The sequence below is a fragment of the Haladaptatus sp. HS23 genome (assembly GCF_056892285.1).
The window spans coordinates 103,311-117,274 of sequence record NZ_JBXGLH010000006.1 but is presented as its reverse complement, the minus strand read 5'-3'; the positions used below and the strand labels follow the sequence as shown (position 1 = coordinate 117,274).

12 protein-coding genes and 1 pseudogene are annotated in these 13,964 nt (G+C 48.7%); 6 read left to right on the top strand and 7 right to left on the bottom strand.

Going from position 1 to position 13,964, the window contains the following annotated elements; genetic code table 11:
• Positions 1-157 precede the first annotated feature (157 nt).
• Positions 158-964, top strand: a complete 807-nt coding sequence (gene tbsP, locus AC1XDK_RS17000; RefSeq protein WP_483351154.1) for a transcriptional regulator TbsP — start codon at positions 158-160, stop codon at positions 962-964.
• A gap of 2,732 nt (positions 965-3,696) precedes the next feature.
• On the top strand, positions 3,697-4,905 hold the full coding sequence (locus AC1XDK_RS16995) for a Cdc6/Cdc18 family protein (protein WP_483351153.1): 1,209 nt from the start codon (positions 3,697-3,699) through the stop codon (positions 4,903-4,905).
• A gap of 355 nt (positions 4,906-5,260) precedes the next feature.
• Here AC1XDK_RS16995 and AC1XDK_RS16990 read toward each other — a convergent pair whose 3' ends face one another.
• The gene (locus AC1XDK_RS16990) at positions 5,261-5,641 is read right to left on the bottom strand and encodes a winged helix-turn-helix transcriptional regulator (RefSeq protein WP_483351152.1); all 381 of its coding nucleotides are present in this window, start codon (positions 5,639-5,641) and stop codon (positions 5,261-5,263) included.
• Positions 5,642-5,851: 210 nt separating this feature from the next.
• Here AC1XDK_RS16990 and AC1XDK_RS16985 point away from each other — a divergent pair, with 210 nt between their 5' ends.
• Entirely contained in the window at positions 5,852-6,367 is a 516-nt protein-coding gene (locus tag AC1XDK_RS16985; protein WP_483351151.1) for an MFS transporter, read from the top strand.
• Positions 6,368-6,393: 26 nt separating this feature from the next.
• Positions 6,394-7,026: an MFS transporter gene (locus AC1XDK_RS16980; protein ID WP_483351150.1), complete on the top strand. Its 633-nt coding sequence runs from the start codon at positions 6,394-6,396 to the stop codon at positions 7,024-7,026.
• A gap of 173 nt (positions 7,027-7,199) precedes the next feature.
• On the opposite strand, the pseudogene AC1XDK_RS16975 reads toward AC1XDK_RS16980, so the two are convergent.
• A pseudogene (locus tag AC1XDK_RS16975) lies at positions 7,200-7,384 on the bottom strand (IS5/IS1182 family transposase); the annotation flags it as partial.
• 621 nt (positions 7,385-8,005) lie between these two features.
• On the opposite strand from AC1XDK_RS16975, the gene AC1XDK_RS16970 reads away from it, so the two are divergent.
• Entirely contained in the window at positions 8,006-9,208 is a 1,203-nt protein-coding gene (locus AC1XDK_RS16970) for an iron-containing alcohol dehydrogenase family protein (RefSeq protein WP_483351149.1), read from the top strand.
• Between the two features lie 119 nt (positions 9,209-9,327).
• Here AC1XDK_RS16970 and AC1XDK_RS16965 read toward each other — a convergent pair whose 3' ends face one another.
• The 3 genes from AC1XDK_RS16965 to AC1XDK_RS16955 form a co-directional block, all read right to left on the bottom strand.
• Positions 9,328-9,966 (bottom strand): alpha/beta hydrolase, encoded by a 639-nt coding sequence (locus AC1XDK_RS16965; protein WP_483351148.1) that lies wholly within the window; start codon positions 9,964-9,966, stop codon positions 9,328-9,330.
• Position 9,967: 1 nt separating this feature from the next.
• A complete protein-coding gene (locus AC1XDK_RS16960; protein ID WP_483351147.1) occupies positions 9,968-10,915 on the bottom strand; it encodes a ring-cleaving dioxygenase in 948 nt (315 codons plus the stop codon).
• A gap of 62 nt (positions 10,916-10,977) precedes the next feature.
• Positions 10,978-11,400: a DoxX family protein gene (locus AC1XDK_RS16955; protein ID WP_483351146.1), complete on the bottom strand. Its 423-nt coding sequence runs from the start codon at positions 11,398-11,400 to the stop codon at positions 10,978-10,980.
• A 248-nt stretch (positions 11,401-11,648) separates the two neighbouring features.
• Between AC1XDK_RS16955 and AC1XDK_RS16950 the strand changes: the two genes are divergently transcribed.
• On the top strand, positions 11,649-11,987 hold the full coding sequence (locus AC1XDK_RS16950) for a winged helix-turn-helix transcriptional regulator (protein WP_483351145.1): 339 nt from the start codon (positions 11,649-11,651) through the stop codon (positions 11,985-11,987).
• 312 nt (positions 11,988-12,299) lie between these two features.
• On the opposite strand, the gene AC1XDK_RS16945 is transcribed toward AC1XDK_RS16950, so the two are convergent.
• On the bottom strand, positions 12,300-12,734 hold the full coding sequence (locus AC1XDK_RS16945) for a DUF8160 family protein (protein WP_483351144.1): 435 nt from the start codon (positions 12,732-12,734) through the stop codon (positions 12,300-12,302).
• A 2-nt stretch (positions 12,735-12,736) separates the two neighbouring features.
• Positions 12,737-13,648, bottom strand: coding sequence for a ParA family protein (locus AC1XDK_RS16940; protein WP_483351143.1), 912 nt, complete (start codon positions 13,646-13,648; stop codon positions 12,737-12,739).
• Positions 13,649-13,964: the final 316 nt, after the last annotated feature.

Genomic DNA, 13,964 nt, shown 5'->3' with positions numbered 1-13,964 from the left:
AGCAGGTAATCACGCCGTTCAAAACAAATTAGACTATTCTTAAAAAGTCTTTCAACACCAACTTATCACGATAGTCTGTTCTATCCTCTAATTTTAGCTCCTACCTATAATTAGTAATCTAAATAGAACAAAGAGAGTGCAGATAGTCGAAATTTGTATGTCCACACAAACTGCAGTGTTCGATGAAAAACTCGATAATACGATTCACGCACTCTTCGAAGACGCAGACTCCGTTCTCGTTGTTAATCCGGAACCGGTAGTGTTTCGAACAATTATGGAGACGGCATCATCCTTTGAGGGTGTTCTACCTAATCTACAGGTGCTCGCATCATCAGATGTATTGAAATCTTCGACAGAGGATTTCATCCTTGCAAGCCAGATTGCAGACTTAATCGATCAGGACACACTGGAACTTCGCAACACAACTGATATTGCACGAAGTTCCTTGCTGGTTAGTGACGAACAGGTTGTGACGGTTGTATCATTAGATGGCGAGCTAACTGGATTGCATTCAGAAGACGAAGAACTAGTGGAAAACATCCAGTCAGCCTTTTCAGACGATTGGGAGGATGGTGATACATTCAATTTGCGAACACCACCCCTTTCGCATGTCCGAGAAACTCTTAGCGAGGAGTTCGGAGACGAGGTTGAGGACGACTTTATGATGGTCTTTGAATCGGTTGATAGAATCCCGGGAGAAAACGATGAACTCGACGCGGTTACAATTGCTCTGTTGGTTGGTGCGAACAACGAATTACTATTCTATGACATCAGTAAGTGGGGCGAAGATACCGGGATGGCGAGTAAAGCGACGTTTTCGCGAACCAAAACTCGACTCGAGGATCATGGTCTGATAAAGACGGAGAAAGTTCCTATCGAGGTTGGACGCCCGCGACTTCGGTTGATTCTCGTTCCGGATGATCTGGAGGATGTCGAGCATCTCGCCGAGCAGACAACCACATAGCGTGATTTGAAGAGTGAAATGAACTTTCAGCTCAAATTGAATCTATCAGAGGTACTCTATCTGCTCTGGCTGTAGAAAGGCGGAAGAATCTGTTATTGACCTGTCTTGCAGAATAATAACAGTAAAACGAGGGGAAATCAGCGAGATACTACTAGTCAAGCTGGTCACTAAGCAAATAGTAGCCATTTTGAGTATGAAGCGTATCCGCCGTCGGCATGCTGCTGACACCTGGTACACAGAATTAGCATGACTACAACGGTGCCGAAGGCTCTGAACTGGGCTAGCCACTCGATACTAATCGACCACGCCTTTCACGAAAGTTCCAATTCGGGGATTCAGTGCTTATGAGCTACTATTACCACAACTCCCAAATATCCGAGATTTTCAGCCGGCGATCTGCGTAATTTTATTAGAGGTTTCGATGCTAAGACCGAATCAGTGCGTTCTTCAATACGTCCAAAATGCGGGAAAGGGGTAATTGGGCCCCACGTTCGTCGGGAATTGTGGTTCAGATGACAACATTTACCCGACATCTCTCTGCATGCTATGAGTTCACATAGTCTTTCGGATTGGTCACATTCGTGTATCCGTTCTGATGCCCATGAAATGGATTACAGCCCATTGAAGAGATTCAACAAGATATAGGCCACTCAAACGCACCTCAGCAAACATTTGTCTCACATCGATGGTTAGGACTTACAAAGGGGGGAGTGCGTTCTCCTGTGGCAATCGAATGAGTCGGATGGGAGCTATCCGACCTATGCGGTCTGAATAGGCCGCAAATAGTATTAGTACAGTAGGATTTTATTTTTTATTCTTATGCAACCTAATCAGTCGATATTGGGGTTTGAATGACTCGCAAGAGAGTTATTCCATATTTTGTATCTCGTGAGTCCACTTTACGTATGTGCGGAGTAATATAATGATCATAGGATTCGATAAGGCAGAGCGACTGTACACAGGGAAAGTCAACACCTGTGAGACGTTTACTCATCAGGTGAATGAGAGGCAACACCATGAACTGGTTGGTTACATACTATACTACAGCAATTAGCACTGATGGTCCCATATAAATAAGAATTTCGATTAGACAGGTAAAAATGACCACTAAATAATCCAAAGAAAGTACCATCGGCAAGGTTAGTCATAAAATCAGTTGGAGAGAGAATCACTACTCACAATCTTGCAGGATATTCTCTACTGTATTTGGTCAAGTGACCCATACAGTTCCTCGTTTTAAATATGAGTACAAAACTGAGCACATAGCCGGTACCACTCGGTTGCATCCCTGAGAGTTCAAACACTAGCATCCCAGTGGGCATTGACCGATGCGAGTATTGCACTTCGAACCGGTGCATCTGTGGCAACCATCATTCGTCGGATTTGTTTCAAGGAATTAGTAGTAGCCGTTGAATCTACTCGTAATTGCAACAGAAAGATCTGAACGAGTCGAGACGGGTATTGTAGTAACTCGAAGTAAACACGTTTGAGGAGGACAATTCATGAGTTAGTATAATATACTAACTCAAGCATATGAACATGATTCAAATCCTCCTATACCCCTATGTCTCAAAGAGATTCGCTTAGGCGGGTCGACACACTCGATAGAATGATTCTAAAGAATCGGTTTATTAGCCACGAGATTACGGATCAGTAGGAGAACAATCATAGGGGTACGTTCTGCAGATCTTTTGGAGCCATCCAGGTGGGAATCATGGTCCTTGTAATCTCCTAATTTCTGTTGTGGACGTCCGTTCAGACGCTAAGAGGGTTCAGAGAGTCCACTCGTCCTGGTGTGGCCCGTTGCAGTTCGCGGTGAACGGTCAGAAGCGGCACACCTTGTACGCAACCGTGCGCACGTTAGAGCGACAAAGTATGGTATGCGTCTCGCCTAATTATCCCTCTTCAGTACACGGTAGAACAGATGAAAACGTGTATACTGATTCACCCTCGCAGGCAAACTCGGGGACTCTTACTGTGATACTGTAGGTAATGTGCAGTGTTTGTTTTATGGACCGTAAAGAAGTCGGGATTATCAAAAATGAGGTCTCGATATACTCGAATACACTACGTACCGAGTGAGGTAACGAAGGAGAACCATCTACGAACAAAAACAAGCCGAGTACCTATGGTCATCTCGAGGCAGTCCATTCCAGACACACACCTCATACCGAGTGAGAACGGGGTCATACACGATGCCTATTTGCCTCGTCAGCCATACGTCAGACACACCTCGTACCGAGTGACAAGCGGCAGTGTAGAGGGTCTGAAATGGAGTAATAGAGGGGATCGTAGATCTGAATTGTATGCCAATATAATATACTATAAATAGTTTATTATATTACTCTCAGTAACCGCCCACAGTCAGGATATTTCAAAAGAAAAAGTTTGAATAAAATACCGTTTAATAAGTGATCTTCGACCTGAATTGTTATTTAGTTAATCAACCGAGTATCCTCACTCGGTACGAGGTGTGTCCGAGTATATCGAAAGTATACTTGTCCTCATTGATTATCTGTTCTCACTCGGGATGAGGTGTGTCCGGGTAAATCGTAAGTAGGCTTCTCTTCATTGATTATCTGTTCTCACTCGGGATGAGGTGTGTGTGTCTGTAAACTTTGACTTATAAATGCTACCTATTCGCTAAGTAGGGGGCATAAAACGCATCTTTTCCGATACTCACTCGGTATTTGGTGGGGTAAATTTATTACCATGGTGGTTCAAAACCCTTTATGCCCAATTCAAGACAGGATGAGTTCACCGATGATATTTTCCAAACTGGAGATATCTTCGCTAATCGTGAACTGGTCCGGGTCGGCCATGTTCCAGAACTTAGCCGTGTTGTTGGAAGAGACAATGAGGTTCGGGAGGTTGGTGGTGCTCTCGGTCCTGCTACCCAAGGCGGTCCGCCAGAAACATCAATTATCTATGGCAAAACAGGGACCGGAAAGTCACTCGTTGCGAGGTGTGTCACTCGTGAGGCGACTCGGAGAGCTGCGGATAACGGATATACACTCCAGTACTCTTACGTGGACTGTTCCGATTATCAGTCGGAAACGAAGGCAAGCCGTGAGATGGCACGGGAACTTCGTGAAAATCTCGGTATAGAAAAATCAATCCCTCGAATTGGAATCGGAGCAGCGGACTACCGAGATATCACGTGGGAACTTCTCTCGGAAGAAAATATCGACTCCTTTGTCGTGATTCTTGATGAGATCGATAAACTAGACGATGATGAACTCCTTCGAAGTATTTCTCGAGCAAAGGAAAGTGGAAAATCAGACACAAATATTGGTGTCATTTGTATTAGCAACAAAATCGAATACCGTGATCGGTTGAACGAACGAGTCGATTCGAGCCTCCAAGACAACGAGCTAGTATTTGATCCATACGATGCAAACCAGCTTCGTGAGATCTTGAGAAATCGAAAGGACGCCTTCAATGAGGGAGTTTTGACTGATGGCGTGATTGCACGAACTGCAGCACTGGCCGCCAGAGAACACGGAGATGCACGGAAGGCGGTTGATACTCTCTATGAAGCTGGCCGACTGGCGGAGAAAGCGGGAGACTCGCAAGTGACTGAAGACTACGTTGATAATGCATTAAAGAAAGCAGAGGCCAATCGCTTCCAAAAGCTCGTGAGCGGGCAGACTCCACACGTGAAATTAGTATTACATGCGTTGGCTGGACTTTCTGAGGCCCACGAAACGAATCGGTTTAGAACAGCAGAAGTCTATAAGTGGTATGAGAATATCGCGGAAAACGAAGGAAGTCACCCACTTTCCCACGACCGCGTAGCACGACTCCTGAAAGAGCAGTCATTTCTTGGAATCACGGAAAGCGAGCATACTGGCGGTGGACCTGGAGAAGGGAGTTATTTGGAACACAGGCTAATGCGTGACCCTGAGATTGTTCTGGAGGCACTTGACGCGAATGAGTGAACTACTTCTTTAATTTGTTCAACTGTTGATCTGTGGCTGTTGAAAACCCATTTCCATAACTTAATATCAAATAATATATTTGGTGAGTAAACGTACGTATTTAGCATATAGTCGTTGTTCTATCGAACGCTCCGAATGAGGCGGTTCCCGAGATGTACAACGATCTAGACCCGAGTGATGGTCTTCCAACCAGTCCTATTGCACTGTCGATTTCTTAGTGTTTCTCTTAATACTAGTAGAAATACTTGTTCTCGAATAAATAGAATTACATATCTGTTGGAATACTACTAGTTCGATAACCACACTCCTGAAACGACCATTGCATAGATCTGTGAATGTGCTGATTTTCGAGTGGTTATGACTTCATCTCGTATTGTTCGGCCCACCCTGAGAGGGCCCAAATTACCGACTTAAGATCCATGAGCTTTCTTGTTGGCCTGTATTCAACGCGCGGCGGTATCTCATCGTATGACTGACGGATCACGAAGTCTCCTTCAACCAGTTCATTAAGTCTGGCAGAAAGCGTGTTTTGAGAAATATCCAGGGTATCACGGAGTTCGTTGAACCGCCATTCATCCGGTGTCTGAATAAACGTGGCGATAATTCGCATCATGTGAGCCTGCCCAAGTAGATTAAACAATTCAGCTTCCTCGGTAACATCGAGATATTTTTCTTCGACCGAAAAGTAATCTGTCTTCGGTTCTATACGCTGTTGGCCATGCTCCGATTCAGTCATAGTACTCAGTACAAAATCTGCACTAATAAGAGAATGGTTTTCCCCGTTGATTCTCTGGTCACTGTATCAAACCCGTTCGCATCAGTTTTGGCGTTTGAGTGCCTGATGTGCGCCAAATCCAAATAGGTACTATGATGAGGACTTAGTTTCGACAAAAGAACTCGACAATATATGTTGTACATCGAGTAATTGCTACTGTCAATGGAAAGTATGTCTCGCAGACGTAACGTTTCGTTCTGGCTGATCGGCTATTCGATATTCATGGTGCTATACGGGACGGCTATCCCGACTCCACTGTACGAACTTTATCAAGGCGTGTGGCAGTTCTCCGACGGAATTCTTACATTGATCTTCAGTGTGTACGCACTCTCGGTCATTCCTGGATCTCTCATCTTTGGCCCAATATCGGATCATTTCGGTCGCCGAAGCGTTGTGTTTACTGGTCTCCTCGTCATGACACTGGGATCGGTGGTATTCGCCGTCGGGGGTGGGGTGTTGGGGCTGTTCGCAGGCCGAATCATTCAGGGCCTCGGTGTTGGCATCGTCACCGGGGCAGCGACCGCAGCCCTGATCGAATTGCGTCCGAACGCTCCGAAGATTGCTTCGATGGTTTCGACGGGCGCATTCGTTGGCGGCACCGCTCTGGGATCAATCCTCACAGGTACGTTCGCACAGTACGGTCCCGCACCGCTACAAGTACCATATCTCGTCCATCTCGGTTCTTGATTCCTGGACTCATCGGAGTGTATTTGATGCCCGAAACGGTTCAGTCTCGTCCAGCTAGTCAATTCCGTCTCCAATTTCCAACGATCCCGACGTCAATTCGGTTTCGCTTTTTCATTGGTGCCTGCATTGGATTTCTCACTATGGCGGTAATCGGATTATTCCTTTCACTTGCGCCATCTTACATGACCTCATTGTTGGGTATTGAGAACATCATGCTAAGCGCAGGGATCGTCTCATTCGTGTTTGGAGCATCCGGCATCGCACAGATATCGCTTCGAAGGTTTTCGTACTACCGGTCAATGAATCTAGGGATTCTCCTTCTTATAGTCGGCCTCTGCGAATTCGTCGTTGCCGTTCCGAGTCAATCAGTCGAGTTGCTCCTCAGTAGCAGCGTTCTCACTGGGTTAGGTCATGGTCTCTCATTCATGGGTGTCGTTGGATTTATCAACGAAGTCTCGCCAGACAAGATTCGTGGTGATGTAGTTTCTGCTTTTTATGCGATTAGTTACATTGGTCTTGGCCTACCTACTATTGGGATTGGGTTCGGTGCAGACGTTATCGGATTGTACCCTGTTGTGCTCGTATTCACTGTTCTGCTTGGTGTGTCTGGAATTGCGATAGTTGGCCTCATTCGACTGAAAGTCAGTGAGTTCAGCTGATGGCTCCCCACAATAAGGGGGATCATCTTGTCAACCGCTCGCTGGAACCAGGACTGAGAGGGCTTGACTGCTTGTTCACCGATAACTTTTCATCTGTATTGACCTCTTAGAGTGATCGGTCAGAGTTGTGAGAAGGATAGCGATGTCGAGTTATCAAAATTGTTTTACAAATGTCGTGAGCAGACAAACGTGCCGTACTTAGGCCTGAGGCAGGCGTTTGCTGTCTCATTCTGATTTCGCTGACCATATTGGGCGTCCAGTCGAGTGTTCCACGCTTTGTGGAATGACGAGAATTCTGGATGCTTAATAAGTGGACGAACACCCTCTTGCAGGCTAATGTAAGAATTTTCTGGTCATCATCGTCCTCATGTTCGTGATAGATCTCACGGTACTCGCTGTGGTCGGGATCACATCGGTTATTACAGATGTCGCCCTGCATCGGTTAGACGAACCGGTAGGTAGCCATGGAGTACGTTCGTTGCTTGGCGAACCACTTATCGTCTAGGGACCGGGAATATTCCAAATATGGCACTGTCTAGTTACGAGATTCTGTTGTCAAGTGGCGTTTCAATGTCTTTAACGGGAGTTGCTAACGAATCTCCTCGTCTCACCATGACTAGGTGTTCGGTGAAGCAATCGGATTCGGTCTTCTCGTGGTACAGTTCATCTCACTCTCAAAAATCAGTCACCTACGAACAGTGCATAAAATTCCGCCAATCGTACCGCTGTCGCTTGGTTTCCCTCATCTAGACAGTGCCTTTGAGAGTATACTTCCAAGAGCACGAAAGAATTTGTTGACGTCGGGGATCCGTGATATCACGGACGCCATGTCGTAACACTTGTGCCCGCAGAATCCATACGTTATCAGAACCGTAGTATCTCACACTATGGAACTGACCCACTCTAATAGTAAATTTCATACCTTTATCCTGAACATACAGCAGTGTAAGGCTTTCACTCTTAGTTGGGAGGGCCTCTAATGGTCGATCAGAAGCGATTTCGGTTTGAGTACAGACCGAATGTTCTGAGGTATGGGACCGGCTGTGTCGACGCCCTCGGTGCAGAACTCGATACTCAAGGGTATGACCGCGCACTCGTTGTGTGTGGGTCCACGGTTGGATCCACACCCGCAGTAATCGATCCGGTCACGGATGGTCTGGACGAGAAACTGGTCGGTGTGTTCGCCGGAACGACACCGGAAAAGTGGCTCGAAACCGCCTACGACGGCCTTGAAGCCATGAGGACCCACAATGCTGATGTTCTCGTCAGCCTCGGTGGCGGTAGTAGTCTCGACGTCGCGAAGGTCATCAGCGTCCTTGCCGCTGACGACCGTGACCCCAGAGATGTCGGTCACGAACTCGCAAAGACTCGGTCAATATCGATCCCCTCAAATCCGTTACCGCCGATCGCCGCAATCCCCACGACGCTTGCGGGTGCAGATTTGTCCATCGTGGCCGGTGTGACTGCTACACCAACATCCGGGCTAGTCGCCGAACCGGCTAGCGGCAGCATCTCCGATCCGCGACTGATGCCACAATCAGTCTTCTACGATCCGAAACTGTTCGCCGCAACGCCCAAACGGATTCTCGCAGCGTCCGCGATGAACGGATTCGACAAGGGAATCGAGACCGTGTATGCTCGAAACTCGACGCCGATAACAGACGCAACGTCAACTCGAGGTCTCCGACTGCTCGAAAAAGGGTTCCATCGACTCAGTAACCAGACCGTGACTGAAGAAGTCCTCGAACCGGTCGTAGAAGGAATCCTCTTAGTCCAGTACGGAATTTCAAGGCCCGGGGAAACAACGCTCTCAATTATCCACGCGTTCGGACACGGGCTGACTCGCACGTATGAAGTCCAGCAGGGGGCCGCACACGGTATCATCGCACCGCACGTACTCAAATACCTTTTCGAGAACGTCGATGGCCGGCGCGAGTTACTCGCAGAGGCATTCGGTGTCAGTGACCGCCCTGATATAGCAGCTGCGATTGTTGAGTCTGTAGAGCAGGTCCGCAATGCACTTGGCCTCCCTACCCAACTCAGAGAAGTCGACGGTCCCGAGCCGACTGAATTCTCTAAGGTCGCAGAAACAATCCGTACCGATCCCCTCATTGCGAACGTCCCACGCGGATTAGATCCAACGACGGAGGAGATCGAAGCCGTGTTGGAGAACGCGTACTGATGAGCGAGTCACAAGGACAAAACGCAGCCATCCGTCTGGTATAGTTAATTTGAGGAACCTACTGGACGAGTGGTAGAAGGCCTGGAACCTGACAACCCGGTACAAAGAAAGCGATTGTCCTATTCGATGAGTTCCGCAACCATCGTGGAAACGTAGTCGACCTCATCTTGGTTGATACCATGACCCATCCCCTCGTAGAGGTGCTTGGTTACGTCGCCGTTTTGCTGTTCAAAAATCATCGCTGATTTGTGAATCCTTGCTTCGGGAATGTGCGGATCGACATCGCTGCAGCCGAGGAACACCGGTGTTTCCTTGAGATCACCGTCGTAGTCGTCAGGATCGACAGTTTTGCCGATGAGTCCACCGCTCAACACGGCGAGACCACCGTAGCGTGTTGGGTTCCGTGCGACGAACTCGCTGGCGAGACACGCTCCCTGAGAGAACCCGAGTACTATGATTCGATCCGTTGGGATGCCAGCTTCTTTGGCTGTCCCTACGGCATCCCCTACGGCCTGTAAGCCAGAGGTCCGCCCGGGTTCGTTCGACTCAATAGGAGCGGTGAACGGGTTCGGATACCATGTGTTCCGAGCAGCCTGTGGCGCGAGATACGCAACCCCGTGCTGGTGGAACTCATCGATCATCTGAACGATGCTCTTTGCGGTCGCACCGCGTCCGTGAACAAGGACGAGCGCGGCCTCAGCGACATCGAGGGGTGCCCCAGCCGTCACGAGGGGTTGGTTTTGGTGTGGTCCAGTCATCTTAGTCCGCTCCCGTCGTAATGGCGGTTTCAATCTCGGGAAGCCGTTCTTCGAGCATCGTCCTATCACTCTCTAACCACGGAGGCAGCTTTAGCTCCGTCCCTAGATCCGAGACGGATTCATCATGGGTGAAACCGGGTCCATCGGTCGCAATCTCGAACAGGATACCACCCGGCTCTCGGAAGTAAATCGACTTGAAGTACTGTCGATCCTTCTGTGGCGTCACGTGGTGCCCGATGTCTGAGAGCGGCTCGCGCCACTCCTCTTGTGTCTGCGTATCGGGAGTCCGAAACGCGACGTGGTGAACGGTGCCGACGCCCTGTTGACCTCGTGGCGCACCCGACCGATCGAGCACGTCGACGACCGAGGCGCGACTATCGACTGTCTGGTATCGCGTCCGGTCTCCATCTTGTGCTGTGGATTCGTATCCTAACGTTTCAAGCACTGTGCTCGTCTGCTCGGGGTTGAGAGAATCCAGCGTCACGCTGTGGAACTCACGGATAGCCTTGTCTGCAGGAACCGGCCCATCGGTCCACGGTTCGATGTCACTCGTGCCGGTCACGAGTTCCAACGGCTGCCCGTCGTGATCGCGGAACGGGACGACTGTTTCATCGAACCGAGTGTGTGGTGTATCGGCGTCGACATCCCTCGCTTTGAGCCGGTCAACCCAGTAGTCAACGGCGCCTTCGGGAATAATGAACGCGGTCGCGCTCGACTGCCCGCGGCCAACGCGACCCTGTCGGGCACCCTCGAACGGGAAGAACGTTAGCACGGTGCCTGGAGTGCCGACTTCATCACCGTAGTAGAGGTGATAGGTGTATTTGTTATCGAAGTTGACAGTTCGCTTGATGAGGCGCAATCCGAGGACTTCGGTGTAGAAGTCCACGTTCCGCTGTGGATTGCTCGAGATGGACGTTACGTGGTGGAGTCCAGATGTTTCGGTCGTCATGTATTGTTTGAGTGTTTGCGTTCGAAAACCTATTCTCGGAGGTCGAGCGTTTTCGGGGGCGATTAGAGCCCGAGACCGACACCCACCGCGTACGCCCAGGTTTCACTGCTAAGGGCGAGAAAGACCAGCGACGCACCGAGGAGTTCGACATTCTTAATGAAGTTGATCATCTCGGCCTGCTGCTGGTCCTCGGGCACTGCCCAGAAGTCGTGCATCATTGGCGTCGTAACGAGGAGGAAAACCGCGACCGTCCCGGCGGCAATCGCAGGGAACACTCCGAGTACGATTCCAAGTCCGCCGAAGATGAGCATGCCGCCGGAAAGCAGGACGCTTGCCCGGGCTGCGGGGACGCCCTTCGATTGGGCATACCCGCTCATTGCGTCGGCGTTCTGGAAGTGGTTGAGGCCCTGGAACGCGAGGAGGCCGCCGAAGAGTACCCGTGCGATGAGGAAGACGATCGCACCGAGTCCTGCATCGATTGCCATTATTGGCTCACCTCTCGCGTCTGCGACTGGTTGGCGTGCGGTGCAAGCAGTGGTATTATCGTAGCTGGTATCACGACGTTAGTTAGTTCGTTCTGGAACCTATTTATACCTAATCTGACATCAGTGATACCAGGCAACGTTGGCGTTAGCCGGTGACACCTGTGTTACTGCAAGTTTCACACTGCAACCTGGTTCGCAGGCGAACCTATTAGAGGGTACAGCGCGTATTGATGAACAAGCGCAGACCAATGGCCCAAGCAAACAGACTGTCCGAAGATGAAGAACAGTACGACGAGGCAGCGTGCTCAGTTATCGATTCACTGGACCAGATCGGCTCCCAGTGGCGACTCATCGTCCTCCACGATCTCCAGGGCGGCGAAAAACGCTTCAACGAACTCAAACGCTCAACTGGGGCAAGTTCACGAACGCTCTCTCGGGTTCTTGACTATCTACAAGAAACTAACTTTGTTACACGCCGGCTTGAAGAAGATGCACCTGTCGCCACGTATTACTCACTAACGGAGAAAGGGACCTCACTTTGCCCAGTCTTCGATGAAATTGAAGCATGGTCTAAGGAATGGCTGTAGATCCAAGGCTAGCAGTATACATTGGTGTGAGAGCAGATCGGTCCATTCGGTACTCTCCAAAACGATGGTTTGTAGACAAACTTGGCAGTGACAGATCTTTCCATCGGGCAGTTGCACGGTGATTCCGACGGTCACTGTACTTAGCAACTACGAGAAGTCTAGTCCGAGTAAAGTACGATTCACAGTCAAACTAAAAACCCGCCCTCGATCTTTTAGCCTCATTTAAACCAGTTTATCACTGATTCATTGATTTACTGATTCTACGATTCAATGACTCTTTGAATCATAGAGTCAAAGATAATACTTGCTTAGTCACTTGTCTTGATTCGCCAATTCGCGAATCTTTTCTTTCGTTTCCTCACGATAGTCACTGAAAGCCACCTCGAAAATTCCACGATAGAAGTGTTTGTTCTTCTCGAGTGTCACACCGTCGCGCTTCAACTGCTTTTTCAGTCGAGTAAATGTGATCTCGATATCTTCACTTTGGTTTGGTTCAACGTAGAGCGTCGCTGAATCCCAGTCTTCCCGGATGTTAAGAGGTTCGTCCTCGTCGGCAGTATCGTCTAGGTTTGACGACTCTATTTCGGCCTGCTCTGTTGATTCGTTATTTTTTGGCTCAGATTCGATCTCTTCAGCGCCTATTCTGTCATTGTCGGTTGATTCTGAGGATGTCTCTGTTTCAGGCTTAGGAACCGTCTCCTCATCTTCGGATGGATCCTCAAATCGTTCATCCATTCCTCGAGGCATAGTTATGCCTCCACCTGTGCTTTGTCGAATGCTCGTTCCATTGTCTCTGCTATTTCTAAAAATAGGGTGTGTTCGACTTCTTGATCGTTTGCATCCTCCCATTGGAAGATATCCTGTCCGTTGTCCCAGGATCGCTGAATCGCAACCCGAATCGGGAGTTTGAAAATTGGAGCCATAGAGGCCCATGATTCATCGAACGCGTCCAGGAATTTTCGCGACTGGCCGTCTTCACGATACATGTTTGCCAGAAGACCAATAATTGCGATTTCGACGTCTTGATTGGTTTCGATAGACTCCAATTGATCCCATAGGTCATCCAATGCATCCCGCGAAGTTGCCTGTGTTTGGGCAGCAAGGAATACATTCTGTGCTGCGATAAATGCAGCATCGGTCAAGACCGAGAGGTCGGGTGGACAATCGATTAGTATATAATCATAATCAAACCCATCTGCAACTAGTTCTTCAAGAGCTTGTTTTAATGCTAGGCGCGCACTCGCGTCGTCCATCCAGTCCCGCGCAAGACCCATATCTTTGTGACTTGGCACAAGATCGAAGTTCAAATGATCATGTTCGTCTGCTTTAACAATGATCTCCGACAGTCGTGTATCATGCGTGCGAGGGTTGTCGACGAGAACATCGAGAAGGTTCGCATCATCGCTAATGAGTATATTCGGAAGGTCATTCTTTGGATTTGACGAGTCGTTATCATTTCCAGAACCAAGCCCAAGTCCTTTCGTCATGTCGGCCTGGGGGTCCATATCAATCGCCAAAACATCATTACCAGTGGTAGCTAATGCCGCCGCACTGTTGATTGTCGCAGTCGTTTTTCCTGTGCCGCCTTTTTGATTGCCGAAGGCGATCGTTGGAATGCCGGTGGGTGGTGTGACGGCCCATCCTCGTGGTGCATCGGACATACTTGATTCAATGAATCAAAGATTCATAAATCTATGTCAGACGCTCTGCTTCTTTATTCAAATCTTATTCGCCCAATAGCAAGGCTCTACTACTCAATATCATTCGATATATCATTAAATCACTGGATCTTTGAATCACTGAATCATTGATTCTATATCTCTGTGAGTATTGACCTCACTGTCTCTTTGATTCCTGAACTCATGGAATCAGTAACTCAAGATGACTTTGAGCCACTCATTCATAATCTCTCTGAATCACTGATTTTAAACTTCATTGAATCAAGGAATCATGGTTTCTTTGATCATATTGGTCTTG